The organism is Stenotrophomonas lacuserhaii (assembly GCF_014836545.1).
GTDB lineage: Bacteria > Pseudomonadota > Gammaproteobacteria > Xanthomonadales > Xanthomonadaceae > Stenotrophomonas > Stenotrophomonas lacuserhaii.
The window spans coordinates 1-26,447 of record NZ_JACSQS010000015.1; the positions used below are offsets into that span (position 1 = coordinate 1).

A 26,447-nucleotide genomic window follows, 5' to 3' on the forward strand; every position below is an offset into this window, starting at 1 on the left:
GCCATGGATGGCGCGAAACGAGGCCCGCAGGATGCGGCTCTTGCCGTCCCCCGACCAGCCCCACCGCCCGGCCCAAACCCAATAAACCGCTTCCATCGACCCACCACGAGGGGCTCAGCCGTTCGCTGCAATCCTGCGCGGCACTTGCGACACGAAAGAGTTAGTAGTATTACTACTAACATGGACACGACGAACCTGACCGAAACCCAGCAGGCCATCCTGCAGCTGATCGCCGAGCGCATCGAATCCGAAGGCGCACCGCCTTCGCAGACCGAAATCGCCCGTGCCTTCGGCTTCAAGGGCGTGCGCGCCGCGCAGTACCACCTTGAAGCGCTGGAAGCGGCCGGCGCCATTCGCCGCGTTCCCGGCCAGGCTCGTGGCATCCGCCTGGTGCAGGCGCCGCCGCTGAAGCAGGTCGCCGAACCGACGCGGGATGACAGCGTGCTGCGCCTGCCGGTGCTGGGGCGTGTCGCGGCCGGACTGCCGATCGGCGCGGACATCGGCTCGGACGATTTCGTCGTGCTCGACCGCGTGTTCTTCTCCCCGGCACCGGATTACCTGCTCAAAGTGCAGGGCGACTCGATGATCGACGAAGGCATCTTCGATGGTGACCTGATCGGCGTGCACCGTACCCGCGACGCCCGTACCGGGCAGATCGTGGTGGCGCGTATCGACGAAGAGATCACCGTCAAGCTGCTGAAGATCGGCAAGGACCGTATCCGCCTGCTGCCGCGCAATCCGGATTACGCCCCTATCGAAGTGTTGCCGGACCAGGATTTCGCCATTGAAGGCCTGTACTGCGGCCTGCTGCGACCCAACCGTTGAATGCCCGGGGGCGGCTGCCGCTGACGTCTGCGGCGATAATGTTCGACTTGCCCGGTGCGCGTCTCATCCTGTGCGATGCGCTGCCGCTACAGTCACCCCCGAACCCGAGTTGACCACGATTAAAAAGATGACCACTTCCCCAAGGACCAAGACGATGGACGAGAACAAGAAGCGTGCCCTGGCCGCCGCCCTGAGCCAGATCGAAAAGCAGTTCGGTAAAGGCTCGGTGATGCGGATGGGCGATCGCGTTGTCGAGCCCGTCGAGATCATCCCGACCGGTTCGCTGATGCTGGATATCGCATTGGGCATCGGCGGCCTGCCCAAGGGCCGGGTCGTGGAGATCTATGGTCCGGAGTCCTCGGGCAAGACCACCCTGACGCTGCAGGCCATCGCCGAGTGCCAGAAGAAGGGCGGCACGGCAGCCTTCATCGATGCCGAGCACGCCCTGGACCCGATCTACGCCGCCAAGCTGGGCGTCAATGTCGACGACCTGCTGCTGTCGCAGCCGGATACCGGTGAGCAGGCGCTGGAAATCGCCGACATGCTGGTGCGCTCCAACTCGGTGGACATCGTGGTGGTCGACTCGGTCGCCGCGCTGACCCCGAAGGCCGAAATCGAAGGCGAGATGGGTGACCAGCTGCCGGGCCTGCAGGCCCGTCTGATGAGCCAGGCGCTGCGCAAGCTGACCGGCAACATCAAGCGCTCCAACACCCTGGTGGTGTTCATCAACCAGCTGCGCCACAAGATCGGTGTGATGATGCCGGGCCAGAGCCCGGAAGTGACCACCGGCGGCAATGCGCTGAAGTTCTACGCCTCGGTGCGCCTGGACATCCGCCGCATCGGCGCGATCAAGAAGGGTGATGAGATCATCGGCAACCAGACCAAGATCAAGGTCGTCAAGAACAAGCTGGCGCCGCCGTTCAAGCAGGTCATCACCGAGATCCTGTACGGCGAAGGCATCAGCCGCGAGGGCGAGCTGATCGACATGGGCGTGGAAGCCAAGCTGGTTGAGAAGGCCGGCGCCTGGTACAGCTACGGCGAAGAGCGCATCGGCCAGGGCAAGGACAACGCCCGCGGCTACCTGCGCGACAACCCTGCCGTGGCCCAGCGCCTGGAAGCGGAGCTGCGCGAGAAGTTCCAGCCGGCTGAAGCACCGAAGGAAGCCGGCGACGAAGACGACGCCGACGAAGCGTAAGACATGCTGTGGGGCAGGGCGGCGCCGTCAGTGACGTCGTCCTGCCCCGCAGGATTTTCACGCCGATCAAGGGCGTGGCGTCAGGGACGGCGCTGAGTGAAGGATGAGCATGCACGACGAATCCGATGCCCCACCGGGCGCACGTAAACGCCGCCGGCCCGAATTGACGCCCGTGCAGCGGGCGCTTGGCCTGCTGGTGCGGCGCGATCATTCGCGCAAGGAACTGGGCCGCAAATTGGTCGCGCGCGGCATCGAGCCGGAGCTGGCGCAGGCCGCGGTGGACAAGCTGACCAGCGAGGGCTGGCAGGACGATGAGCGCTTCGCCGAGTTCCTGGTGCGCAACCGCGCCAATGGCGGGTATGGACCGCGCCACATCCAGGCCGAACTGGGCACCCATGGGCTGGACAGTGATGCCATAAGCGCCGCAATGGACAGCTACGAGGGCGATTTCCTCGACAACGCCCGTGACCTGGTACGCCGCCGGTTTGGCGAGGAAGGACCGCAGGACCTGCCGCAGCGGCGCAAGGCCGCCGACCTGCTGGCCCGTCGCGGGTTCGACGGCGACACGATCCGCCGCGCCACCCGCTTCGATGCAGAGGACTGAGCGGCGCTGGCCTGTTACCCTTCAACGTTTCGGAGGTCCGAAACCCGACCCTGGCCAGTGTGGCTGGAGGCGGTGGCGCCTCCGGCACGCAGACTGCCAGCCCCCATGACCGCATCCGCCAAATTCACTACTTCACAGATCCGCAGCGACTTCCTTGAGTTCTTCAAGGGCAAGGGCCACACCATCGTGCCATCGGCACCGCTGGTGCCGGGCAACGACCCGACCCTGCTGTTCACCAATTCGGGCATGGTCCAGTTCAAGGACGTGTTCCTGGGCGCGGAGAAGCGCAGCTACGTGCGCGCTGCCGACGTCCAGCGCTGCCTGCGCGCAGGCGGCAAACACAACGATCTGGACCAGGTGGGTTACACCGCCCGCCACCACACGTTCTTTGAAATGCTGGGCAACTGGTCCTTCGGCGACTACTTCAAGAAGGACGCCATTGCCTGGGCCTGGGAACTGCTGACCCAGGTCTGGAAGCTGCCGGCCGAGCGCCTGCTGGTCACCGTCTACCAGACCGATGACGAGGCCTACGCGCTGTGGCGCGACATGGTCGGCATCCCGGAAGAGCGCATCGTGCGCATCGGCGACAACAAGGGCGCCCCGTACGCCTCGGACAACTTCTGGCAGATGGCCGACACCGGTCCGTGCGGTCCGTGCACGGAGATCTTCTATGACCATGGCGACCACATCGCCGGTGGTCCGCCGGGCTCGCCGGATGAAGATGGCGACCGTTTCATCGAAATCTGGAACCTGGTGTTCATGCAGTTCGATCGCCAGCCCGATGGCAGCCTGGTGCCGCTGCCGGCGCCCTGCGTGGACACCGGCATGGGCCTGGAGCGCCTGGCGGCGATCCTGCAGCATGTGCACACCAACTACGAAATCGACCTGTTCCAGGCGCTGATCCGCAAGGCCAGCGAACTGACCGGCATGGCCGATCTGGAGAACAAGTCGCTGCGGGTGATCGCCGACCATATCCGTGCGTGTTCGTTCCTGATCGTCGATGGCGTGCTGCCGTCCAACGAAGGCCGCGGCTATGTGCTGCGCCGGATCATCCGTCGCGCACTGCGCCATGGCTGGATGCTGGGCGTGCGCCAGCCGTTCTTCAGCAAGCTGGTGCCGACCCTGGTCGAGCAGATGGGCGTGGCCTATCCGGAACTGCCGGCCACCGCCGACACCGTCACCCGCGCCCTGCAGGCCGAAGAAGAGCGCTTTGCCGAAACGCTGGACGCCGGCATGAAGATCTTCGAAGACATCGCGGGCAAGGCCAGCAACAACATCATTCCCGGCGTGGATGCGTTCCGTCTGTACGACACCTACGGTTTCCCGCTGGACCTCACCGCTGATATCGCGCGCGAGCGTGACATGATCGTGGACACCGCCGGCTTCGACGTGGCGATGGAACAGCAGCGCGAAACCGCGCGTGCGGCGGGCAAGTTCGGCGGCGGCGTCAGCCTGCCGGCCGATCTGGTCGCTACCCTGAAGCCGACCGTGTTCCTCGGTTACGACGCGCTGCAGGCCGATGGCCTGCGCGTGGTGGCGCTGCTGAAGGACGGCCGTCCGGTGCAGGCCGCCGCCGCCGGTGATGCGGTGATCGTGCTGACCGAACAGACCCCGTTCTACGCCGAATCCGGTGGCCAGGTCGGTGACACCGGCGTGCTCTCGGCCGCTGGCGTGCGCGTGGACGTGACCGAGACGCAGAAGTTCGCCGGCCAGTTCCATGGCCATGTCGGCACCCTGGCCGAGGGCAGCCTGAAGATCGGTGACGTGCTGGCCGGACAGGTCGATGCCGAGCGCCGTGGCGCAACCATCCTCAACCACTCCGCCACCCACCTGCTGCATGCGGCCCTGCGCGAAGTACTGGGCACCCACGTGCAGCAGAAGGGTTCGCTGGTCGCGCCGGACCGCCTGCGTTTCGACTTCTCGCATTTCCAGCCGATCAGCGCCGAAGAACTGGCGATCATCGAGCGCAAGGTCAACCAGCAGGTGCGCATCAACAACGCCGTGGAAGTGCACAACATGGCCATGCAGGAAGCGCTCGATTTCGGCGCGATGGCCCTGTTTGGCGAAAAGTACGGCGAAAACGTGCGCGTGCTGAAAATGGGCAATTACTCCACCGAACTGTGCGGCGGCACGCATGTCAGCCGCACCGGTGACATCGGCCTGTTCAAGATCACCTCCGAAGGCGGTGTGTCCGCTGGCGTGCGCCGCATCGAGGCGGTCACCGGCCAGGGTGCGCTGGATTTCGTCGCGGACGAAGAAGCGCGCCTGTCCGAAGCGGCCAGCCTGCTCGGCGGCAGTGCGGGCGACGTGGTGGAGAAGATCCGCACCCAGATCCTGCGCCAGAAGCAGCTCGAACGTGAACTGGAATCGCTGAAGGCCAAGCTCGCCGCCGGTGCCACCGCGGACCTGTCCACCCAGGCCGTGGACGTGTCCGGGGTGAAGGTGCTGGTCGCGCGGTTGGAAGGCTTTGACGCGAAAGCCCTGCGCGATGCGGTGGATCGTCTCAAACAGCAGTTGGGTGATGCCGTGATCCTGCTGGCCGGTGCGCAGGACGGGAAGGTCGCCTTGGTTGCTGGCGTGAACGGCAGTGCAATGGGCCGGGTCAAGGCCGGGGAACTGTTGTCCCACATTGCCAGTCAGATCGGGGGCAAGGGCGGTGGTCGTCCCGATCTCGCCCAGGGTGGTGGCGAGGACGGGCCCGCCCTTGCGACTGCCCTGGCTGCGGCGATCGACTGGGTCCGTCCGCGTCTGGGATGAACCGCAGCCCTTCCGCGCCTTGAAGCTGCGGGAGGGCTGACGGTACCATTGGCAATCTTTTTCCCTTCGTAGTGGGGCGGGCCTTTACGGCGCGCCAGGCCGGTGGGGGATACCCTTCCACACGGTTTCATGGAGAATTACCACAATGTTGATCTTGACCCGCCGCGTTGGCGAAACCCTGATGATTGGCGACTCGGTCAGCGTGACCGTCCTGGGCGTCAAGGGAAACCAGGTCCGTATCGGCATCACGGCGCCGAAGGACGTGGCCGTGCATCGCGAGGAAATCTACCAGCGCATCCAGCGCGGTGATGAAGCTGCGACCAGCAGTGAAGATTCTGCTGAATAAGGCTTTACCTCCGGCCGCGAAAAAAGCTATTATTCGCGTCCCCGCTGCGGAGTACTTCTCCACCAGCGGTTGCAACACCCCGGAGCGATGCCCGAGCGGCTGAAGGGGCTCCCCTGCTAAGGGAGTATAGGGTCAAAAGCTCTATCGAGGGTTCGAATCCCTCTCGCTCCGCCATATATGAAAACGCCCGCAGATACTGTCTGCGGGCGTTTTTTTTGTGCTCTTGATGCCGCCTCGTCGGCTCCATGCTGCGCGACCGCCTGAGCCGCCGTGCCGTGTTGCAGGCCACGAGAGGTCAGGCGATGCGGGTCGTTACAGCGCCAGGTCGAACACCAGCACCTCGGCATCATTGCCGTTTTCCAGTGTCAGCTGGGATTCGTCGCGCACCTGCAGCGCATCGCCCGCTTCCAGGGTGATCCCGTTGACCTGCAGCTGGCCACGCGCCACCTGTACATAGGCGCCGCGACCGCTCGCCAGGGTGTGGTTGAGGCGTTGTGCGCCATCCAGGATGGTGGCGTAGATGCGTGCATCCTGGTGGATCAGCAGCGAACCTGCGGCACCGTCCGGCGAGGCGATCAAGCGCAGCTGGCCGCGCTTGTCCTCGGGGCTGAAGTTGGTTTCCTGATAGGACGGCGCGATGTTCTCCTGGTCCGGGAACAGCCAGATCTGCAGGAAATGCACCGGCTCATCCGCTGAATGGTTGAACTCGCTGTGGCTGACGCCGCTGCCGGCGCTCATGCGCTGCACATCGCCGTAGCGCAGCACCGAACCGGTGCCCATCGAATCCTTGTGTTCCAGCGCGCCGCCGAGCACGTAGGAAATGATTTCCATGTTGCTGTGGCTGTGCGTGCCGAAGCCCTGACCGCCGATCACCTTGTCTTCGTTGATCACCCGCAGCGGGCCGAAGCTGGTGTAGCGCGGGTCGTAGTAATTGGCGAAGGAGAAGGTGTGCATGGAGTTCAGCCAGCCATGGTCGGCCTTGCCGCGGGTGGCGCTCTTACGGATCTGGATCATGGTGGTGCTCCTTGTTCGATGGTTTCGACGTGGGACCTGGCGGCCGTGCAGGCCTGTGGTTTCCCGTTGCGAAGAAGTATCCGCTTGCCCTCGCACTTTGAAAAACGGATAGTTTCGCAAGCCATCATCGAAAATTTCGAATGCTCAAGCTCAGCCTCGACGCCCTGCAGATCTTGGATGCCATTGACCGTCGCGGCTCGTTCGCTGCGGCCGGCAAGGCGCTGCACAAGGTGCCCTCGACCATTTCCTACACCGTGGGCAAGCTGGAAGAAGATCTGGGCGTGCAGTTGTTCGATCGGGTCGGGCCACGCGCGGAGATGACCCCGGCCGGCCGGGCGCTGCTGGATGAGGGCCGCCACCTGCTGCGGGCGGCGCGCGAGCTGGAACTGCGGGTACGCCGGGTAGCCTCTGGCTGGGAGGCCGAACTGACCTTGGCGGTGGACTCGATGTTCCCGACCTGGCTGCTGGGCCCGGATATCCGGGCCTTCCGTGACGTCGCGGCACAGACCCGCCTGCGGCTGATCGGCGAGGCCCTGTCGGGCACCTGGGAGGCGCTGCTGGATCGTCGCGCGGACCTGCTGGTGGGCGCAGCGGGCGAGGGCCCCAGCGGTGGGGGCTACGTGGTGGAACCGCTGGGCAGTGTCGAGTTCGTGTTCGCGATCGCGCCGGGCCATCCGCTGGCGGCAGTGCCTGGCGTGCTGCGTCGCGAGCAGCTGGTGGAGCATTGTGCGATCGCCGTTTCCGATTCGGCGCGTCGGCTGTTGCCGCGCACCGTTGGCCTGCTGATGGGGCAGGAAACCCTCAGCGTGCCGGACATGGCCAGCAAGCTGCGGCTGCAGCGCGAGGGCATCGGCTTTGGTTTCCTGCCGGCGCCGTGCGCGCGTGCGGCGGTGGACCGGGGTGAGCTGGTGATTCGTGAGGTCCAAGAGCACAAGCCGGAGGAAACGTTCTGGCTGGCATGGCGCACGGGCGAAGATGGCGCGGCTCTGCGCTGGTGGCGCGAACGGCTACGCACGCCGGGCACGCTGGAGGCCTGGTGGCACGCGATGCGCTGAGCCCGGTAGCGCCGACCCATGGTCGGCGAGCGCAGCGGTAGGTGGCGCATGCAAAAAAAAACAGCAGGCCGAGGCCTGCTGTTTCTTCGAATATTGGTGCGCCCGGAGAGATTCGAACTCCCGACCGCCTGGTTCGTAGCCAGGTACTCTATCCAACTGAGCTACGGGCGCATGTGACAGCGATTTTCCTGTTACTCACACCAACGGCGGGTTGGTGTTCCTGTTGATGGTGCGCCCGGAGAGATTCGAACTCCCGACCGCCTGGTTCGTAGCCAGGTACTCTATCCAACTGAGCTACGGGCGCATGTGACAGCGATTTTCCTGTTACTCACACCAACGGCGGGTTGGTGTTCCTGTTGATGGTGCGCCCGGAGAGATTCGAACTCCCGACCGCCTGGTTCGTAGCCAGGTACTCTATCCAACTGAGCTACGGGCGCCCTGCAACAGGAGCGGAATTATGCGGATTACCGCTGCATCCGTCAACGCCTTTGTGAAGAATTTCAGTCAAATGAACGCAACAGCGCCTGTGCAACCGCCTGCGGCGCCTTCATCCAGTGGAAGTGGTCGGCACGCGTACGCAGCATGGCGGCATCCAGCACGGAGGTCGTGACCTGCACGTCGGGCAGCTTGGCCAGCAGGGCCTGCATCGATCCCGTGGGTGCCAGCCAGTCATCGGCCATCAGCACGGCGCGCGCCTGTCCCTGCACGAGCCGCAGCTGGCTTTCGAGGTCCTCGGCCATGCCTGCGGCGGCATAGCGGTTGCTCAGCCCCACGCGCGACCAGTCCTGGATCAGGCCGCGTGCTTCATTGCCGCCAAAGCCGAGTCGGCGGCCTGGCAGCACGCCGTTGCGCCGCGCCAGCCAGGGCAGGAAGCGGTAGGCCAGTGGCAGCAGCCAGCCGCGCGGGGCAGGGAAGCTGCGCCACCACGGCGTTCCGCTCGCCACCAGCCACAGATGCTCGAAATCGGCGGGGAAGCGCCCGGCATGCAGGCACGCCAACTGCCCCCCCAGGCTGTGGCCGCCTACGATCCACGGCAGCACGCGGTCCTGCTGGTCATGCTGGAGCAGCAACTGTTGGCTGGCCGGCAGGTCCTGTTCGAGGATTTCCCGGTAGCCCCAATCCTGCACGCGTGAAGGCCGCAGCGAACTGCTGCCATTGCCGCGCCACTCGTGCAGGTATACCGCGATTCCCTGCGCAGCCAGCGCCTGGGCCAACGGCAGGTAATGGCGTGCGGCCACGCCCAGCGCAGGCAGCCACAGCAGGCGCGCTCGCGGCTGCGCGGGCAGGCAGTGCAGCAGGGCGAAGGCGTGTCCGTCGGCCGCCCGCAGCGACGTGCTGTGCGCGTCCAGGGTCATGCGTGGGGCGCAGCGCCGAAGTGATCCAGCACCAGCACCGTGCTGCGGCCGGGCGTATGGCCCTGTTGCAGGGCGCGCGCCACGTAATCGATGGCGGCCTCGCAGGCGTTGGCCAGGCTCAGCCCGTTGCACAGCTGGGCGGCGATCGCCGACGCCAGCGTACAGCCGGTGCCGTGCGCGTCCACCGGCAGCCGGGCATGGACGAAGGTCTCGCTGCTCACGCCGTCGAAGAAGCGGTCGATGACCCGGTTGCCCTCGTGCAGGTGGCCGCCCTTGAGCAGCACCGCACCCGCACCCAGGTCCAGCAGCAGTGCCGCGGCGTGTTCGGCGTCATCGCCGTCGAGGATGCGCCGGCCGACCAGCAGCTCGGCTTCCGGCGTGTTCGGGGTGACCAGCGTGGCCAGCGGCAGCAGGCGCGTACGCAGCGCATCCAGCGCGCTGTCTTCCAGCAGGCGCGCGCCGCTGGTGGCGATCATCACCGGGTCCAGCACGATGTGCGGCGGGCGATGTTTCTCCAGTGCATCGGCCACGCAGTGGATCACCTCGGCGTTGGCCAACATGCCCAGCTTGACCGCATGCACGTCGAAATCATCGAAGCAGGCGGCGATCTGGGCCTGCAGGAACGCGATCGGTGGCACATGCACGGCGGTGACGCCGCGGGTGTTCTGCGCGGTAAGCGCGGCGATCGCCGAAAGGCCATGCACGCGGTGCGCGGCGAAGGCTTTCAGGTCGGCCTGGATGCCGGCACCACCGCCGGAATCGGATCCGGCGATGGTGAGGGCGGAAGCGGGCGTGTTCGGGCTCATGGGGCGATTGTAGGGCCCTGCCATGCCCGCCTGCTCGATGGCATCCGCTGCTAGCCCTGTTTGCCGCCGTTGGCATGGAACTCGGAGAACGTGCCGAGTTCCGGATCGAACACCGCGCCCCAGAACATCGACCCGCCATCGCAGGCGCGCATCGCCTCGCGTGCCGGGTTGAGGCCGCTGCCATCAGGCAGCTTGAAGGCATTGACGTAGATCAGCTCGCGGCCGTCGGCCTCGATCCCCACGTACTGCCGGTCGAAGTCCTGCGGTGCGCTGACCTGGCCCGCCAGCTGCGGCAGCTGGGCCTCCAGCTGTTCGATCTGCACGCGGCTGGGGGCCCAGTAGCCGGTCACCCGGCCGGCATCGCGGCCTGGGCTGGGGCGCGAGCAGGTGTCCAGTACCTGCGCGGCCACCACCGGGCGGGTCACCACCCAGGACTGTCCGGTCTTGACCGCCGTGGGAATGCTGGGCGGGCCCTGCACGGTGCTGCAGGCGCCCAGCAGGGCACCCGCAGCCAGTGGCAACAACACACGCGTCACTCGGTTCATAGCACCTCCGATGCATAGTCGGCCAGGCGTGAACGTTCGCCACGACGCAGCGTGATGTGCGCGCTGTGTGGCCAGTTCTTGAAGCGGTCTACCGCGTAGGTCAGGCCGGACGTGGTTTCGGTCAGGTAGGGCGTATCGATCTGTTCCACGTTGCCCAGGCAGACGATCTTGGTGCCTGGCCCGGCGCGGGTGATCAGGGTCTTCATCTGCTTCGGGGTGAGGTTCTGTGCTTCGTCCAGGATCAGGTAGCGCGACAGGAACGTGCGCCCGCGCATGAAGTTCATCGAACGGATCTTGATCCGGCTGGCCAGCAGGTCGTTGGTCGCGGCGCGGCCCCACGAGCCGCCTTCCTGCGGCTGGGTCAGCACTTCCAGGTTGTCGGTCAGCGCGCCCATCCACGGCGTCATCTTTTCTTCTTCGGTACCGGGCAGGAAGCCGATGTCCTCGCCGACGCTGACCGTGGCACGGGTCATGATGATTTCGCGGTAGCGCTGCTGGTCCAGGGTCTGCGCCAGGCCGGCGGCCAGTGCCAGCAGGGTCTTGCCGGTGCCGGCGGTACCGAGCAGGGTGACGAAGTCGATGTCCGGATCCATCAGCGCATTGAGCGCGAAGTTCTGTTCGCGGTTGCGCGCGCTGATGCCCCACACCGCATGGCTGCCATGGCGGAAATCATCGACCAGCGCCAGGTTGACCGTGTCACCGGTGACCTTGCTGACGCGCAGCTCCACCTCGTCCTCGCCGGGCAGGTAGACGTACTGGTTGGGATACCAGTCCTCGTCTTCGTGCGCTTCCACTTCGTAATGCGAACGTCCCTTGTCGCTCCAGCTGCGCAGGTCGTTTGCGTGGCGCTTCCAGAAGTCTTCCGGCAGTTCGGTGGCGCCGGTATACAGCAGGCTGAAATCATCCAGCGCGCGGTCGTTCTCGTAGTCTTCGGACACGATACCGGCGATGGCCGCCTTGATCCGCAGGTTGATGTCCTTGGACACGAACACCACCGGCACCTCCGGTGATTCCTCCTGCAGGGCGAGGATCGCGCCGAGGATGGCGTTGTCCGGGATGACCTTGCCGAAGCTCTTGCCGGCGTCGAAGTGGCTGGTCTGGAAGCGCAGCTTGCCGGCGCTGTGGATGCCGCGCAGCTGCAGGCCGTTCGGTCGCTGCAGCGGGATGCCTTCGGCCAGGTTGTCCAGCCCGGACGCCTGTACCAGTTCATTGAGGAAACGGCTTACCTGGCGGGCGTTGCGGCTCGCTTCGGAGGTGCCCTTCTTGCCATTGTCCAGTTCTTCGATCACCTGCATCGGCAGGTAGACATCGTGCTCCTCGAATTTGAACAGCGCGGTGGGATCGTGCATCAGCACGTTGGTATCCAGCACGTAGATGCGCTTGCCTCGGGTCATCATCGGTTCCTGGTGGACGGGCAGGGGAAAACCACCCCGGCCTGCACGCGGGCAGGGAGGTGGCGGACGAAGTAGGCGATGGGAGTCACTGTGCCTGGGCGGCCTTCAGTGCGTGGAGCACCGCATCGGCATGGCCGGCGACCTTGAGCTTGCGCCAGGACTGCACGATGCGGCTTTCCGGGGAAACCAGGAAGGTGCTGCGTTCAATGCCGCGCACCTGCTTGCCGTACATGCTCTTCAGCTTGATCACGTCGAAGGCGCTGCACAGCGCCTCATCGCTGTCACTGACCAGCGGGAAGCGGAAACCCTGCTTGGTGCAGAAATTGTCGTGCGATTTCACCGAGTCGCGCGAAACACCGAGGACCACCGCGCCGGCCTGCTCGAACTGCGGCAGCAGGGCATTGAAATCGAGGCCTTCGGTGATGCAGCCCGGGGTGCTGTCCTTCGGGTAGAAGTACAGCACCAGCCATTGGCCGGCGAAGTCGCCGAGGGTGGCGTGGGCACCGCCGGACAGTGCCAGCGGGAGGGACAGGGTGGTGCGGTCCAGGGTGTCGCCGTTGTTCATGGGGTCCTTGCAGAGCCTGGGTGGAGCGTACATCGAGCACGCTCGACGCTACCGTTTCATGAAACATCGCACGCCCGTGACGGACGTGCGAAAAAACAGTCAGAACTTCATCGGATCCATGATCGCGTCCAGGTTCAGGTGGTCGCAGAACTCCAGGAAATCATCGCGCAGCGCGGCGATGTGCATGTTCGCCGGAACGCCGATGGTGACCTGCGCGCTGAACATCTCCGCGCCGGTCTGCATCGCGCGGTAGCGGGTGCTCTGCAGGCTTTCGATGGTGATGCCCTGGCGGTCGAAGAAATCGGCCAGTTGGAACAGGATCCCCGGCTTGTCGGCGGCGATCACTTCCACGATGTAGGGCAGCAGGTTGGACTGTGCCTGCTTGGCTTCGGTGCGGTACCAGACCAGCTTGAGGCCTTCTTCGCGCTCCAGACGGGTCAGCATGGCCTCCAGCTTGGCCACCGAATCCCAGGAGCCGGTCGCCAGCGCGGTGACCGAAACATCGCGGCCCACCGTGGACAGGCGTGCGTCCACCAGGTTGCAGCCGCTGTCAGCGATGCGGCGGGTGACGGGCAGCAGGGGGGACTCCGGATGCGTCGTGTAGGCGTTGATCAGGAGATGGTTTTCGCTGGGCGAAGGGCGCGGGGTGGTGTCGGTCAAGGCGATTCCGGGTAATGCGTGCGTGAGTCTGAATGCCCCCAACGGGCGGGGATTCACCGGTGCCCAGCATACTTGCCCGCGCTTTCGCGCCGCAAGTAACATGCAGGGCGGCCGGTGCTCCCTGCCGTCCGGTTTCTCCCCCCTACAGCCACGAGCAGCACGCCTTGTCCCTTTCCGGCCTCATCACCGCGCTGGCGACCCCCTTCCGGGCCGACGGCTCCCTCGACACCGATGGTTGGCAGCGCCTGCTGCACCTGCAGCTGGAAGGAGGCGTGCACGGCGTGGTCGTGGCGGGCTCCACCGGCGAAGCGTCCACCTTGTCCGATACGGAATACGACCAGCTGCTGGCCAGCGCGGTCGAGCGCATCGCCGGCCGCGTGCCGGTACTGGCCGGCACCGGCTTGTCCGGCACCGCCAGGACCATCGAACAGACCCGCCGCGCCGCCGCGGCCGGGGCGACCCACGCGCTGGTGGTGACCCCGCCCTACGTGCGTCCGACCCAGGCCGGGCTGATCGCGCATTACCGCGCCGTGGCCGACCACGGTGGCCTGCCGGTGGTGCTGTACAACGTGCCCGGCCGCACCGGCTGCGACATGCTGCCGGAAACCGTGGCCGAGCTGGCTGGCCATCCGAACATCGTCGGCATCAAGGAAGCGGTGGGTGACAACGGCCGGGTGAAGGCGCTGCTGGCGTTGCGCAGCGCCGACTTCGCCATCCTCAGCGGCGATGACGGCACCGCCGCGCGCTCGATCCAGGCCGGGATGGACGGGCTGATCTCGGTAGGCTCCAACGCGCTGCCGGGTGCTTACCGCCGCATGTGCGAGCTTGCCGCCGCCCACGATCATGATGCGACCGGAAGCTGGGACGCGCGCCTGCAGCCGTTCCATGATTTCTGTGGTGTCGAACCGAATCCGATCCCGGTCAAGGCGTTGTTGCGCCGGATCGGCATCGGCCATGACCTGCGCCTGCCGTTGCTGCCGCTGTCGGCAGCACACCAGCCCGCGGCCGAGCATCTGGCCGGCGACATCGCCGCGCTCGAAGCCCTTTCCAGCCACTGACCCCCTCGTGGCTTTCCAGGAGATTCCCATGCGTCAATCCGTTTCCACCTTCCGCGTGCTGTCCATCGCGATCCTTGCCCTGGGCACCGTCGTGGCCACCACCGGCTGCTTCAAGAAGGGTGCGCGCGGCGATTACGCGCTGGCACCGGAAGTGCGCCCGCTGGAAGTCCCGCCGGACCTGACCGCACCGGCGGGTGCCGGCAAGGCCGCCACCACCGGTGAGACCGGCTCGGTGCTGGCCTCGCAGGCGTCGCGTCCGGCCCCGGCCGCTGCCGCGGGCCAGGCCCCGGCCGCGCCGGCCAACAATGCGTCCGGCTTCAACGTCACCGCTGGCAAGGACCAGGCCTTCACCGACGTCGGTACCGCACTGGAGGCCATCGAAGGGCTGACCATCGCCACCCGCGCCCAGTTGCTGGGTTCCTACGACGTGGCCTTCGAAGGCAGCAACTTCCTGGTACGTGTCGTGGCGGTCAACGGCGGCTCGTACGTGTCGGCGGTCGATCCGCGTGGCCTGCCGGCTACCGCCGATGCGCCGGTCAAGCTGATCGCTGCGTTGAAGGCCAAGCTGGCTCCCTGACCCGCGCCCGCCTTGGCGGGGCTGGCGGCAGCAACGAAGAAGGGCGCCCTCCGGCGCCCTTCTTCGTTGCCGTGCGCGGGGTTCAGCGCTCCAGCAGCGGCAGTTTGTCCGGCTTGCCATCCCAGTCGCCGGCATCGGCAGGCGGTTCCTTGCGCACGGTCAGCACCGGCCATTCCTTCGCCAGTTCCGCGTTCAACCCCACGAACACTTCCTGTCCAGCCGGGACGTCGTCTTCGGGGAAGATCGCGTTGACCGGGCATTCGGGTTCGCACAGGGTGCAGTCGATGCACTCATCCGGATCGATCACCAGGAAGTTCGGGCCTTCGTGGAAGCAGTCCACGGGGCACACTTCCACGCAATCGGTGTGCTTGCACTTGATGCAGTTTTCAGTGACGACAAAGGGCATGGGGGGAGGTAGATCCGTCTTTCAAGCCGCTAATTCTAGAACAGGTTGGGGTGGGGGTGGTCGAACCGGTGGAACCCGCTGGCGGCTGGCGGGTTGTGTGGACGCGGTGTCTGGGTCGGGGGGGGGGGGGGGGGGGGGGGGGGGGGGGGCGGGCGGCCCCCCCCCCCCCCCCCCCCCCCCCCCCCCCCCCCCCCCCCCCCCCCCCCCCCCGACCCTCTGACAGGTTCCGGGTGCTGCAACCACGCGGTAGACAGGCAGGGGTCAGAGTCCTTTCGAGGAGCGAAAGGACTCTGACCCCGTGCGGGAGGCGGTCCGGCCGTGGGATTTGATGCACTGCACATTGCCACGTGGGATCGGGGCGGCAACACTCGATGTCCATCGGTGGACATCGCGACGTGGGAGTGGCGGGTGCGGCAGGAAAGCAGCGGGGAAGGGGCGGTCTATCTGGGAATCGACGCGGGGACGCAGAGCCTGAAAGTACTGGCTTACGACCCGGCAGCACGCCAGGTGGTGGGCCAGCAGTCGCGTTCGCTGGCGCTGGACAGCGGCGAGGATGGCAGTCGCGAACAGGACGCGGCCAGTTGGACCCGGGCCCTGCAGGAATGCGTGCTGGGGCTGCCGAAAGCGGTGCGTGCGCGGGTCAGGGGACTGGCGGTGTCGGGCCAGCAGCACGGCCTGGTGGCGCTGGCCGCCGATGATTCGGTGCTGGCACCGGTCAAGCTGTGGTGCGATACCAGCAGTACCGCCGAGTGCGATGCGATCACCGCCGCCGTCGGTGGTGAAAGCGCGTGTATCGCCGCGTCCGGCAATCCGCTGCGGGTGGGCTATACCGCCTCCAAGCTGCCGTGGACCAGGCAGCACCGGCCGCAGGCCTACGCAGCGTTGGACGGCATCGCGTTGCCGCACGATTACCTCAACCTGTGGCTGACCGGCGCGCGCTTCATGGAGTGCGGGGATGCTTCGGGCACCGGCTGGCTGGATATCCGCACGCGGCAGTGGTCGCCGACGATGCTGGCGGCGACCGATCCGGATCGCGATCTCGCCGCGCTGCTGCCGCCGCTGGTCGCTGCGGATGCCACCTTCGCCCTGCTGCCTGCAATAGCCGATGCCCTCGGGCTGTCGGCCGGGGTGCGGGTGGCGGTCGGCGGCGGGGACAACATGATGGCGGCGATCGGCACCGGTGCGGTGCGCGAAGGGCGCCTGAGCATGAGCCTGGGCACGTCGGGCACGCTGTTTGCCTGGAGCGCCAGCCCGAAGATCGATCCGCAGGGGCGCTGGGCCGCGTTCTGTGCCTCCGATGGCGGCTGGCTGCCGCTGATCTGCACGATGAACTGCACGGTTGCCACCAACCAGCTGGCCACCCTGCTTGGCCTGCACCACGGCCAGGCCGAGGCGCTGCTGCAGGCCAGCCAGCCCGGCGCGGCAGGGCTGGTGCTGCTGCCGTTCTTCAACGGCGAGCGCAGCCCGGACCTGCCGCTGGCCAAGGGCGCCCTGCACGGCGTGGACCTGCACAACCTGTCCCCGGCCAACCTGTATCGCGCGGCGATGGAGGGTGCCAGCTACAGCCTGAAACTGGGCTATGACGCGATGCGCGAGGCGGGCCTGCAGGGGGCACGGGTGGTGCTCACCGGTGGCGGCGCCAACAGCGGCGCCTGGCGCCAGCTGATCGCCGATCTGTTCCAGTTGCCGGTCGAAGTGCCGGTGCAGGCGGAAGGCGCGGCCTTCGGTGCGGCGCTGCAGGCGGCTTGGGCCTGCGCTGGCGCCCGCATGCCGCTGGCCGATCTGGTCGATGCGCATGTGGTGTTCGACCCGGCCCTGTCAGCGCAGCCCGATCCCGTCCGCGGTGCCGCGTATGCGCGCGGCTACCAGCGTTTCAACCATTACCTGCAGGCCTCGCTGCCGTTGTACCGCCAGCGCCTGCCCTGATTTCCCCCAGAGGATGTTGCCATGAGTTCTTCGTTCTACGTTGGCCAGCGCGAGTTCTTCCCCGGTGTCGGTCGTATTCCCTTCGAGGGCCGCGACTCGGACAATCCACTGGCCTACAAGGTATACGACGCCGACAAGCAGATCGGCGGACGCAGCATGGCCGAGCACCTGCGCTTTGCGGTGGCCTACTGGCACAGTTTCTGTGGGGCAGGGCACGACCCGTTCGGGCCTGGCACGCGCGCCTATCCGTGGGACCAGGGCGCCACGCCGCTGGCGCGTGCCGAAGCCAAGGCCGATGCCGCCTTCGAGTTCGTCACCAAGCTGGGCGTGCCGTACTACTGCTTCCATGACGTCGACCTGGCGCCGGATGCGGACGACATCGGCGAGTACCGTGACAACCTGTGCCACATGGTCGGGATCGCCGGCGAGCGCCAGCGCCAGACCGGGGTCAAGCTGCTGTGGGGGACCGCCAACCTGTTCTCGCACCCGCGCTACATGAACGGTGCGGCGACCAATCCGGACTTCGCCGTGGTCGCGCGCGCTGCGGTGCAGGTGCAGGCGGCGCTGGATGCCACGGTGGCGCTGGGCGGCAGCAACTATGTGTTCTGGGGTGGGCGCGAAGGCTATGCCTGCCTGCTCAACACCGACATGAAACGCGAGCAGGCCCATCTTGCGCGGTTCCTCGCGGCGGCGCGCGATTACGGGCGCAGCATCGGCTTCCAGGGCACCTTCCTGATCGAGCCCAAGCCGATGGAGCCGATGCACCACCAGTACGATTTCGACAGCGCCACGGTGGTGGGCTTCCTGCGTGCGCATGGCCTGGAGCAGGATTTCAAGCTCAACATCGAAGCCAACCACGCGACCTTGTCCGGGCATACCTTCGCCCATGACCTGCAGGTAGCCTCCGATGCCGGCCTGCTGGGCAGCATCGATGCCAACCGCGGCAACCCGCAGAACGGCTGGGATACCGATCAGTTCCCGACCGATCTGTACGACGCGGTGGGCGCGATGCTGGTGGTCTTGCGGCAGGGCGGCTTCGGCGATGGCGGCCTCAATTTCGATGCCAAGGTCCGTCGCGAATCCACCGATCCGCAGGACCTGTTCATCGCCCACATCGGCGGCATGGACACCTTTGCCCGCGGACTGGAGGTCGCCCATGCCCTGCTCACCGCGTCGCCGTTGGAGCAGTGGCGCGGCGAGCGCTACGCCAGCTTCGACAGTGGCGCCGGTGCGGCCTTTGCCAATGGCCAGCTGACTCTGCAGGATCTGTGTGCACACGCGCAGCAGGCCGGCGAGCCTGGCCAGCGTAGCGGACGGCAGGAAGCGTATGAGAACCTGCTCAACCAGTACCTGCTGCGCTGAGCGGCAGGCGTCCATCGCAACCGGGTAAACCCATGTCCACAGCGATATCTGCTTCCTCCGGCACGCAGGGCGAGAACACCGCCTTCATCGTGCTGATCAGCTGCGTGGCCACCATTGGTGGTTTCCTGTTCGGCTTTGACAGTGGCGTCATCAACGGCACCGTCGACGGCCTTCGCAGTGCGTTCAATTCCAGCGAAGCCGCGCTTGGCTTCGAGGTGGCTTCGATGCTGTTGGGGTGTGCCATCGGTGCGTTCCTGGCCGGGCGGCTGGGTGACCTGCTGGGACGGCGCAGCGTGCTGATCATCTCGGCGGTGTTGTTCCTGCTGTCGGCGCTGGGGGCCGGTGCCGCGCACGCGTCATGGCTGTTTGTCACGGCGCGCGTGATCGGTGGATTCGCGGTCGGCGCGGCCAGCGTGATGGCCCCGGCGTACATCGCCGAAGTGGCCTCGGCGCGCTATCGCGGCAAGCTCGCCACGGTGCAGCAGATCGCCATCATCAGTGGCCTGTTCGCGGCCTTCCTGAGCAACTTCCTGCTGGCACGCGCGGCCGGGGCCTCCACCGAAGTGCTGTGGCTGGGACAGCAGGCATGGCGCTGGATGTTCTGGATGCAGGCCATTCCTTCGCTGCTGTTCCTGGCGCTGCTGCTGGTGATCCCGGAAAGCCCGCGCTTTCTGGTGGCCAAGGGCCGCAGGTCGGACGCCTTGTCGGTGCTGACGCGCCTGTACGGCGCGGTGGAGGCGCAGGCCAAGCTCGTTGAAATCGAGTCCAGCCTGGCCCAGGACCAGCACCGGCCTTCGTTTGCCGATCTCAAGGACAAGGCCACCGGCAAGCTGCGCGGCATCGTCTGGGTGGGCATCGGGCTGGCCGTGCTGCAGCAGCTGGTCGGCATCAACGTGGTGTTCTACTACGGCGCGGTGCTGTGGCAGGCGGTGGGTTTCTCCGAAAACGATGCGCTGCTGATCAACGTGCTGTCCGGTGCGCTCAGCATCGGTGCGTGCCTGGTGACGGTGGTGCTGATCGACCGCATCGGCCGCAAGCCGCTGCTGTGGGTGGGTTCGGTCGGCATGGCGCTGTCGCTGGCGTTGATGGTGGTGGCGTTCTCCAGCGGCAGCCTGGTCGATGGCAAGCTGCAGTTGTCCGATGGCATGGGACGGCTGGCGCTGGTGGCGGCCAACGTCTACGTGGTGTTCTTCAACATGTCCTGGGGCCCGGTGATGTGGGTGATGCTGGGCGAAATGTTCCCCAACCAGATCCGCGGTTCGGCGCTGGCCGTGGCCGGTGCGGCGCAGTGGACTTCGAACTTCGCCATCACCGTGACCTTCCCGATCCTGCTGGCCGGCATCGGCCTGGCCGGTGCGTACAGCATCTATGCGGTGGCTGCGTTCCTGTCGATCTTCTTCGTCTTCCGCTACGTGCGCGAGACCAAGGGCAAGGAACTGGAACAGATGGAAGGCTGAGCTGTGCAGAGCGGGTCCGGCGCCACGGCGCCGGGCCTTCGGCGGCCGGCCTCGACCCGCAACGCACAGGCACAAAAAAACCCGCTCATGGCGGGTTTCTTGCTTCCTGCTGCAGTGACTGGTGCTCCCTAGGGGACTCGAACCCCTGTTTTAGCCTTGAGAGGGCCACGTCCTAACCTCTAGACGAAGGGAGCGTTTGAAGTGTCACTGCCGGGGCAGGCGCGCTAGTATATGCATCTCGATGCCATTGGGCAATCCCGAAACTTCAACCGGAAGCGCCAACATCATTCCCTCCGTGACAACCCCGATAAGCCTGCGCGTCATCCCGCGCGACCAGCACACCATCTCGCGCAAGGACATCAGCCCCAACGCCGTGCGCGTGCTGTACCGCCTGCGCGATGCCGGCTTCGGCGCCTACCTGGTGGGTGGCGCCGTGCGCGACCTGCTGGTCAATGGCCACCCCAAGGACTTCGACGTGGCCACCGACGCCACGCCCGAACAGGTCAAGCAGCTGTTCCGCAACTGCCGCCTGATCGGTCGACGCTTCCGCCTGGCGCATGTGGTATTCGGCCGCGAGATCATCGAAGTGGCCACCTTCCGCGCCAACATCGATGACGGCAGCGGCGACCGCGAGATGGAAAACGGCATGCTGGTACGCGACAACGTGTACGGCTCCATCGAAGACGATGCCATCCGCCGTGACTTCACCTGCAACGCGTTGTACTACGCGATCGAGGATTTCTCGGTGCGTGATTACACCGGCGGATTCGAGGACGTGCAGGCCCGCCTGATGAAGCTCATCGGCGATCCGGAACAGCGTTACCGAGAAGATCCCGTGCGCATGCTGCGTGCCGTGCGACTGGCCGGCAAGCTCGGTTTCCAGATCGAGGAAAAGACCGCCGCGCCGATCCCGCAGCTTGCCAACCTGCTCAACGAGGCCGCCCCGGCGCGCCTGTTCGAGGAAGTGCTCAAGCTGTTCCTGGGCGGACACGGCGTGGCCAGCTTCGAAGGCCTGGAGCGTTACGGCCTGTTCGATGTGATGTTCCCGGAAAGTGGCAAGGCGCTGCGTTCCAACCGCAGTGGCGCGCTGCGCCGCATGCTGATCGAAGGCCTGGCCAACACCGACCAGCGCGTGGCCAACGACGAGCCGGTGTCGCCGTCGTTCCTGTTCGCGTTGCTGCTGTGGCCGGCGTTCTGCCGCACCCAGGCCACGCTGCTCAAGCAGGGTGTGGCCGAGGAAGAAGCGCAGCGTCGCGCCGCCGACCGGGTGACCCTGCACCAGCTGACCACCATCGCACTGCCGCGGCGCTTCTCGCTGCCGATGCAGGAGATCTGGCTGTTGCAGGCGCGCTTCGGCTCGCGCCAGCGCAAGCGCGTGTTCCGCACGTTGACCCACCCGCGGTTCCGCGCGGCGTTCGATTTCCTGATCCTGCGCCAGGTGGCTTCCAGCGAACACGCAGGCGACGTGGCGTTCTGGCGCGAAGCCCAGCAGCAGTCCGGCCGTGAGCTGGAAAGCGCGCTGGACGACCTGCACACGCATGACGTCGAAGAGGCGGGCGAGGAGCCGCGCAAGCGTCGCCGCCGCCGTCGTCGCCCGGGTGCTCCCGGCGCACCGGCTGCCGAGTAAGCGGGGTGGTCAGGGCATGGATCGGCCTGGGCGCCAACCTCGGTGACGCCGCCAGCACGGTCAGTGCGGCGATCGAGGCGCTGGATGGCCTGGCCGGTACCGAACTGACCCGCGCTTCGCTGCTGTATGCCAGCCCGGCCTGGGGCAATCAGGACCAGCCGCCGTTCGTCAATGCGGTGGCCTGCGTCCAGACCGAGCTGCCGCCGCTCGCCTTGCTCGATGCCCTGCTGGCGCTGGAAGCCGGCTTCGGCCGGGTGCGTGATCCGGCCGTGCACTGGGGCCCGCGCCTGCTGGACCTCGACCTGCTGCTGTATGGCGACCAGGTGATCGACCTGCCGCGCCTGCAGGTGCCGCATCCGTACCTGCACCAGCGCGCGTTCGTGCTGGTGCCGCTGGCTGAAGTAGCGCCGGACCTGGTGATTCCCGGGCATGGTCGCGTGCGGGATGCAGTGATGCAGGTAACGGCCAGCGGGATCGTGCCGATAAGGAGATAATGGAGCCGTTATCACCCCCGGTTATTTCCTGATGAGCACCCACGCAGACAGCAAGCCCTGGACCGTCCCGGCGCTGGCCGAGGCCAAGCGCAATGGCCAGAAGCTGGTCATGTTGACCGCCTACGATGCCGGTTTCGCCCGTACCTTCGACGCCAACGGGGTCGACCTGATCCTGGTCGGCGATTCGCTGGGCATGGTCGTGCAGGGGCACGATTCGACCCTGCCGGTGACCGTGGCCGACATGGTCTACCACACCGGCGCGGTGGCCCGCGTGCTGCAGCGTGCGCTGCTGATTGCCGACCTGCCGTTTGGCGCCGACGCCACCCCGGAACGCGCCTTCGATGCGTCGCTGCAGTTGCTGCAGGCGGGCGCGGAGATGGTCAAGATCGAAGGCGCCGGCTTCAAGCTGGATATCATCCGCCACCTGGTGGAGCGCGAAATCCCGGTGTGCTCGCATCTTGGACTGACCCCGCAGTCGGTGCTGCGCCTGGGCGGCTACCGCGTGCAGGGCCGTGGCGATGCTGCCCGCCAGCTGGTGGAGGACGCCAAGGCCGTGGTCGCCGCCGGTGCCAGCATGGTGGTGCTTGAATGCCTGCCCACGCCGGTTGCCGCCGAGGTCACCGCCGCCATTGCGGTGCCGACCATCGGCATCGGGGCTGGCCCGCAGTGCGACGGACAGGTGCTGGTGATGCATGACATGCTGGGCCTGGACAGCGGCCATCGCCGGCCGAAATTCGTCAAGGATTTCCTTGCCGAAGGCGGTTCGGTAGCCGGCGCCACCCGCGCCTACGCCGATGCCGTGCGCAACGGCACCTTCCCCGACACCGAGCACGCCTACGCCTCATGATCCAGACCATTACAGAACTTGCCCAGCTGCGCGCGACCGTCAGCGGCTGGAAGCGCGAAGGCCTGCGCGTGGCGCTGGTGCCTACCATGGGCAACCTGCATGCAGGCCACTATTCGCTGGTCGCGCTGGCCCGGCAGTACGCTGATCGCGTGGTGTCCAGCGTGTTCGTCAACCCGACCCAGTTCGGGCCGAACGAAGACTTCACGCGCTATCCGCGCACGCCCGAGGCCGATACCAGCGGTCTGGAAACGGCCGGCTGCGACGTGCTGTGGCTGCCGACGGTGGAATCGATGTATCCGTTCGGCGTGGAGCTGGCGGCCAATGTCAGCGTGCCGGGGATCAGCGGGCTGCTGGAAGGGGCGCATCGCCCCGGTCACTTCGATGGTGTCTGCACGGTGGTGTCACGCCTGTTCAACCAGGTGCAGCCGGACGTGGCCGCCTTCGGCAAGAAGGACTACCAGCAGCTTGCGGTGATCCGCCAGATGGTCGCCGACCTGGCTTTCCCGATCCAGATCGTCGGCGGGGACATCGTGCGCGAAGACGACGGCCTGGCGATGAGTTCGCGCAACCAGTACCTGGACGGCGTGCAGCGGCCGGCATCGACGACCATCCATCGTGTGTTGCAGGGCATGCGCGAAGGCTACATCACCGGGCTGTCGCGTGAGCGCATCGAAGCCGATGCGGCCGCTGCCCTGCAGGCTGCGGGATTCCAGGTGGACTATGCGGCGCTGCGTACGCCGGACCTGATCGAGCCACCGCACGAGGGCGGGCCACGCGTTGCGCTGATCGCCGCGCGGCTGGGCAGCACCCGGCTGATCGACAACCTCGAGTTCTGACCCCAGGCGACGAGACGGGGTCCTGACCCCTTTTTTCTACAGCTGTTCCAGCGCCCGCCAGACCAGGCCCTCGCGGTACCAGGTTCTGTCAGGGTAGACCGGCTGCCCGCAGGCTATCCGCGCTTCATGGATCTGCACTGCGATCTCCATCGCCTTGGTTGATTCCAGATCGAGGCGGGTCGGCTCGGGCGGCGGATCGGCCTGCCCGCTGCCGGACGCCGGAACGCGGGCAGCACCGCGCACGCAGTAGCGGAAGCCGCTGGCCACCGACCTTGCCTTGTCCGCCTGTTCGGCCTCGGCCCAGGCCGCCCGCGACAGCCTGGCTTCCAGGTTCGCGATCCTGCGCAGCATCGGGTGCGCGGCATAGATGCCGGTGGCGGGGAACTGCAGCGGCTCTTCCGCCTTGGCCTTGGCCTTGTCCGCGACCGGCACAGCGGCCGGCTGCCGCGCGGGCGGCCGCTCCACGCGGCGCGGCTGTGGCGCGGCCGTCGGTCGGTCCAGGTTGCGTACGGCAACCGAGCGCAGCTGTCTCCGCCGGGGTTCTGCGGGGGCATCGCCGATCCGGGTGGGGCCGGAGAAGCGGAGGACACGCTGGTCGAAATCCTTGGCACGGCTCAGGGTGGCGAACATGGCAGCTCCTGGATGGAATCCCCAGTTCACCGCAAGCTGAGCCGTCGCGCTTGCGGGAATCGTGCGTGGCAGGCGGGACCTGAACCGCTGTCTGACTGGCGTCGCACGCCGCTTTCGCCAATCCCCCAGGTGGTAGAATCCCGACTTTCCTTTACCGCGTTGCCTGTGCCATGCACCTGTCCTTGCTGAAGACCAAGATCCACCGCGCCACCGTCACCCATTCGGAGCTGAACTACGAAGGGTCGATCGCGATCGACGACAACCTGCTGGCGGCCACGGGCATCCGTGAGTTCGAGCAGGTGCATATCTGGGACGTCACCAACGGCGCCCGGTTCAGCACCTATGCCATCCGTGCCGAAGCCGGCAGCGGCGTGGTCTCGCTCAATGGCGGCGCCGCCCGTCACGTGCAGGTCGGCGACATCATCATCATCGCTGCCTTCGCCACGATGAGCGAGCAGGAAGCAGACAGCTTCCGGCCGAAGCTGGTATATGTGGACGGCAACAACCAGATCTCCCATACCAACGACAGCATCCCGACCCAGGCCGCATGACAACGAACAACGGACTCGACACGCTTCACTCCCATGCCCAGCGCCTGCGTGGCGCGCGCATCCCCGACCTGCTCGCGGCCGAACCCGGCCGGGTAAAGGATCTGGCACTGCGGGTCGGTCCGTTGTACGTCAACTTCGCGCGGCAGAAATACGACGCCGCGGCGCTGCAGGCATTGCTGTCGCTGGCCGCTGATCGCGATGTCGGCGGCGCCATCGCGCGTCTGTTCCGCGGCGAGCAGGTCAACCTCACCGAAGGCCGCGCCGCGCTGCACACCGCGCTGCGCGGTGATGTGGTCGATGCGCCGGTGGCTGCCGATGCCTACGCCACCGCGCGCGGGGTCCGCCAGCGGATGGGCGAGCTGGTGCGCGCGCTGGAAAGCAGCGGCGTCACCGATGTGGTGAGCGTGGGTATCGGCGGCTCGGACCTGGGTCCGCGGCTGGTTGCCGACGCCCTGCGTCCGGTGGATGGCAGCCGCCTGCGCGTGCATTTCGTGTCCAACGTGGATGGCGCCGCCATGCAGCGCACGCTGGCCACGCTGGACCCGGCGCGCACCGCCGGCGTGCTGATCTCCAAGACGTTCGGCACCCAGGAGACGCTGCTCAACGGGCAGATCCTGCACGATTGGCTGGGCGGCAGCGAACGCCTGTATGCAGTCAGCGCCAACCCCGAGCGTGCCGCCAAGGCGTTCGACATCGCCTCCAGCCGCGTGCTGCCGATGTGGGACTGGGTCGGCGGCCGCTATTCGCTGTGGTCGGCGGTCGGTTTTCCGATCGCGCTGGCGATCGGCTTCGAGCGTTTCGAAGCCTTGCTCGAAGGCGCCTCGCAGATGGACGCGCACGCACTGGATGCGCCGCTGGAGCGCAACCTGCCGGTGCTGCACGCCCTGACCGATATCTGGAACCGCAACGTGCTGGGCCATGCCACGCACGCGGTGATGACCTATGACCAGCGCCTGGCGTTGCTGCCGGCCTACCTGCAGCAGTTGGTGATGGAAAGCCTGGGCAAGCGCGTGCAGCGTGATGGCCAGCCGGTCGCCAGCGATACCGTGCCGGTGTGGTGGGGCGGGGCGGGCACCGATGTGCAGCACAGCTTCTTCCAGGCGCTGCATCAGGGCACCAGCGTGATCCCGGCCGATTTCATCGGTTGCGTCCGCAGTGACAATCCCTACACGGTCAACCACCAAGCGCTGCTGGCCAACCTGCTGGCGCAGACCGAAGCGCTGGCCAATGGCCAGTCCAGCGACGATCCGCACCGCGATTATCCCGGCGGCCGGCCGAGCACGTTGATCCTGCTCGATGCGCTGACCCCGCAGGCGCTGGGTGCGCTGATCGCGATGTACGAGCACGCGGTGTACGTACAGTCGGTGATCTGGAACATCAACGCCTTCGACCAGTTCGGCGTGGAGCTGGGCAAGCAGCTTGCCGGCCAGCTGCTGCCGGCGCTGCAGGGCGAGGCGGTGGAGATCACCGACCCGCTGACCCTGGAAGTGCTGGGTCTGCTGAGGTAAAACCCGGGCGCGGCCCCCGGTAGTGACGGCCGCTGGCCGTCACGCGC

26 protein-coding genes and 5 tRNA genes are annotated in these 26,447 nt (G+C 66.7%); 18 read left to right on the top strand and 13 right to left on the bottom strand.

All coding sequences use genetic code 11. The features are described 5' to 3' along the window. The first annotated feature begins 180 nt into the window (after positions 1-180). The 6 genes from lexA to H9654_RS13300 all read left to right on the top strand — a co-directional run bounded on the left by lexA (position 181) and on the right by H9654_RS13300 (position 5,901). Complete coding sequence (gene lexA / locus H9654_RS13275) at positions 181-825, top strand: transcriptional repressor LexA (protein ID WP_191771228.1); 645 nt, start codon at positions 181-183, stop codon at positions 823-825. A 154-nt stretch (positions 826-979) separates the two neighbouring features. Further along, on the top strand, positions 980-2,020 hold the full coding sequence (gene recA, locus H9654_RS13280; RefSeq protein WP_042615466.1) for a recombinase RecA: 1,041 nt from the start codon (positions 980-982) through the stop codon (positions 2,018-2,020). 109 nt (positions 2,021-2,129) lie between these two features. Continuing rightward, positions 2,130-2,624 carry a recombination regulator RecX gene (gene recX, locus H9654_RS13285; RefSeq protein ID WP_191771229.1) on the top strand — a complete coding sequence of 165 codons (495 nt, stop codon included), beginning with the start codon at positions 2,130-2,132 and terminating at the stop codon, positions 2,622-2,624. 105 nt (positions 2,625-2,729) lie between these two features. Beyond that, positions 2,730-5,381 (top strand): alanine--tRNA ligase, encoded by a 2,652-nt coding sequence (gene alaS / locus H9654_RS13290; RefSeq protein ID WP_191771230.1) that lies wholly within the window; start codon positions 2,730-2,732, stop codon positions 5,379-5,381. A 145-nt stretch (positions 5,382-5,526) separates the two neighbouring features. Further along, the gene (csrA, locus tag H9654_RS13295; RefSeq protein WP_042615469.1) at positions 5,527-5,727 is read left to right on the top strand and encodes a carbon storage regulator CsrA; all 201 of its coding nucleotides are present in this window, start codon (positions 5,527-5,529) and stop codon (positions 5,725-5,727) included. A gap of 81 nt (positions 5,728-5,808) precedes the next feature. Continuing rightward, positions 5,809-5,901: transfer RNA gene (locus H9654_RS13300), tRNA-Ser, on the top strand. Between the two features lie 138 nt (positions 5,902-6,039). Here the strand turns inward: H9654_RS13300 and H9654_RS13305 are convergent. Continuing rightward, entirely contained in the window at positions 6,040-6,741 is a 702-nt protein-coding gene (locus H9654_RS13305) for a pirin family protein (RefSeq protein ID WP_191771231.1), read from the bottom strand. A gap of 140 nt (positions 6,742-6,881) precedes the next feature. Between H9654_RS13305 and H9654_RS13310 the strand changes: the two genes are divergently transcribed. After that, positions 6,882-7,796, top strand: a complete 915-nt coding sequence (locus H9654_RS13310) for a LysR family transcriptional regulator (protein ID WP_191771232.1) — start codon at positions 6,882-6,884, stop codon at positions 7,794-7,796. Positions 7,797-7,890: 94 nt separating this feature from the next. Here the strand turns inward: H9654_RS13310 and H9654_RS13315 are convergent. From H9654_RS13315 to H9654_RS13355, 9 genes are all read right to left on the bottom strand, one after another. Continuing rightward, positions 7,891-7,967 (bottom strand) — tRNA-Arg (locus H9654_RS13315). Positions 7,968-8,023: 56 nt separating this feature from the next. Then, positions 8,024-8,100, bottom strand: a tRNA-Arg gene (locus tag H9654_RS13320). A 56-nt stretch (positions 8,101-8,156) separates the two neighbouring features. Continuing rightward, a tRNA-Arg gene (locus H9654_RS13325) sits at positions 8,157-8,233 on the bottom strand. Between the two features lie 63 nt (positions 8,234-8,296). Continuing rightward, entirely contained in the window at positions 8,297-9,151 is an 855-nt protein-coding gene (locus tag H9654_RS13330) for an alpha/beta hydrolase family protein (RefSeq protein WP_191771233.1), read from the bottom strand. Beyond that, positions 9,148-9,957, bottom strand: a complete 810-nt coding sequence (thiD, locus tag H9654_RS13335; protein WP_191771234.1) for a bifunctional hydroxymethylpyrimidine kinase/phosphomethylpyrimidine kinase — start codon at positions 9,955-9,957, stop codon at positions 9,148-9,150. Before thiD ends, H9654_RS13330 begins: the two co-directional genes overlap by 4 nt. A 50-nt stretch (positions 9,958-10,007) precedes the next feature. After that, positions 10,008-10,502 (bottom strand): hypothetical protein, encoded by a 495-nt coding sequence (locus H9654_RS13340; protein WP_101099839.1) that lies wholly within the window; start codon positions 10,500-10,502, stop codon positions 10,008-10,010. Beyond that, positions 10,499-11,896, bottom strand: coding sequence for a PhoH family protein (locus H9654_RS13345; RefSeq protein ID WP_191771235.1), 1,398 nt, complete (start codon positions 11,894-11,896; stop codon positions 10,499-10,501). Before H9654_RS13345 ends, H9654_RS13340 begins: the two co-directional genes overlap by 4 nt. A gap of 85 nt (positions 11,897-11,981) precedes the next feature. Beyond that, positions 11,982-12,461: a peroxiredoxin gene (locus tag H9654_RS13350; RefSeq protein WP_191771236.1), complete on the bottom strand. Its 480-nt coding sequence runs from the start codon at positions 12,459-12,461 to the stop codon at positions 11,982-11,984. Between the two features lie 99 nt (positions 12,462-12,560). Then, on the bottom strand, positions 12,561-13,121 hold the full coding sequence (locus H9654_RS13355) for a glycine cleavage system transcriptional repressor (protein ID WP_042615184.1): 561 nt from the start codon (positions 13,119-13,121) through the stop codon (positions 12,561-12,563). Positions 13,122-13,285: 164 nt separating this feature from the next. On the opposite strand from H9654_RS13355, the gene dapA reads away from it, so the two are divergent. Both dapA and H9654_RS13365 read left to right on the top strand, forming a co-directional pair. Then, positions 13,286-14,179, top strand: coding sequence for a 4-hydroxy-tetrahydrodipicolinate synthase (dapA, locus tag H9654_RS13360; RefSeq protein WP_191771237.1), 894 nt, complete (start codon positions 13,286-13,288; stop codon positions 14,177-14,179). Between the two features lie 28 nt (positions 14,180-14,207). Continuing rightward, on the top strand, positions 14,208-14,756 hold the full coding sequence (locus H9654_RS13365) for a hypothetical protein (RefSeq protein WP_191771238.1): 549 nt from the start codon (positions 14,208-14,210) through the stop codon (positions 14,754-14,756). Positions 14,757-14,838: 82 nt separating this feature from the next. Here H9654_RS13365 and fdxA read toward each other — a convergent pair whose 3' ends face one another. Next, positions 14,839-15,162: a ferredoxin FdxA gene (gene fdxA / locus H9654_RS13370; protein ID WP_191771239.1), complete on the bottom strand. Its 324-nt coding sequence runs from the start codon at positions 15,160-15,162 to the stop codon at positions 14,839-14,841. Between the two features lie 387 nt (positions 15,163-15,549). On the opposite strand from fdxA, the gene xylB reads away from it, so the two are divergent. The 3 genes from xylB to H9654_RS13385 are packed head-to-tail and all read left to right on the top strand — an operon-like array spanning position 15,550 to position 19,907. Next, positions 15,550-17,088, top strand: a complete 1,539-nt coding sequence (xylB, locus tag H9654_RS13375) for a xylulokinase (RefSeq protein ID WP_318241143.1) — start codon at positions 15,550-15,552, stop codon at positions 17,086-17,088. 21 nt (positions 17,089-17,109) lie between these two features. Then, positions 17,110-18,450 (top strand): xylose isomerase, encoded by a 1,341-nt coding sequence (gene xylA, locus H9654_RS13380; RefSeq protein ID WP_191771240.1) that lies wholly within the window; start codon positions 17,110-17,112, stop codon positions 18,448-18,450. A gap of 32 nt (positions 18,451-18,482) precedes the next feature. Further along, a complete protein-coding gene (locus H9654_RS13385) occupies positions 18,483-19,907 on the top strand; it encodes a sugar porter family MFS transporter (protein ID WP_191771241.1) in 1,425 nt (474 codons plus the stop codon). A 119-nt stretch (positions 19,908-20,026) separates the two neighbouring features. On the opposite strand, the gene H9654_RS13390 is transcribed toward H9654_RS13385, so the two are convergent. Then, positions 20,027-20,101, bottom strand: a tRNA-Glu gene (locus tag H9654_RS13390). A 53-nt stretch (positions 20,102-20,154) separates the two neighbouring features. On the opposite strand from H9654_RS13390, the gene pcnB reads away from it, so the two are divergent. Genes pcnB through panC form a run of 4 tightly spaced genes read left to right on the top strand, consistent with a single transcriptional unit; the run spans position 20,155 to position 23,711 of the window. Continuing rightward, positions 20,155-21,534, top strand: a complete 1,380-nt coding sequence (gene pcnB / locus H9654_RS13395) for a polynucleotide adenylyltransferase PcnB (protein WP_191771292.1) — start codon at positions 20,155-20,157, stop codon at positions 21,532-21,534. Positions 21,535-21,539: 5 nt separating this feature from the next. Then, positions 21,540-22,028, top strand: a complete 489-nt coding sequence (gene folK / locus H9654_RS13400) for a 2-amino-4-hydroxy-6-hydroxymethyldihydropteridine diphosphokinase (protein WP_191771242.1) — start codon at positions 21,540-21,542, stop codon at positions 22,026-22,028. A gap of 31 nt (positions 22,029-22,059) precedes the next feature. Continuing rightward, positions 22,060-22,875 carry a 3-methyl-2-oxobutanoate hydroxymethyltransferase gene (gene panB / locus H9654_RS13405; protein WP_191771243.1) on the top strand — a complete coding sequence of 272 codons (816 nt, stop codon included), beginning with the start codon at positions 22,060-22,062 and terminating at the stop codon, positions 22,873-22,875. After that, complete coding sequence (gene panC / locus H9654_RS13410) at positions 22,872-23,711, top strand: pantoate--beta-alanine ligase (RefSeq protein WP_191771244.1); 840 nt, start codon at positions 22,872-22,874, stop codon at positions 23,709-23,711. Before panB ends, panC begins: the two co-directional genes overlap by 4 nt. Before the next feature lie 36 nt (positions 23,712-23,747). Here panC and H9654_RS13415 read toward each other — a convergent pair whose 3' ends face one another. After that, positions 23,748-24,341 (bottom strand): hypothetical protein, encoded by a 594-nt coding sequence (locus H9654_RS13415; protein WP_191771245.1) that lies wholly within the window; start codon positions 24,339-24,341, stop codon positions 23,748-23,750. 170 nt (positions 24,342-24,511) lie between these two features. Here H9654_RS13415 and panD point away from each other — a divergent pair, with 170 nt between their 5' ends. Together panD and pgi are read left to right on the top strand one after the other, a co-directional pair. Beyond that, positions 24,512-24,892, top strand: a complete 381-nt coding sequence (gene panD / locus H9654_RS13420) for an aspartate 1-decarboxylase (RefSeq protein WP_042614028.1) — start codon at positions 24,512-24,514, stop codon at positions 24,890-24,892. Next, positions 24,889-26,400, top strand: coding sequence for a glucose-6-phosphate isomerase (gene pgi / locus H9654_RS13425; protein WP_191771246.1), 1,512 nt, complete (start codon positions 24,889-24,891; stop codon positions 26,398-26,400). The genes panD and pgi overlap by 4 nt, the downstream gene beginning before the upstream one ends. Positions 26,401-26,447 lie beyond the last annotated feature (47 nt).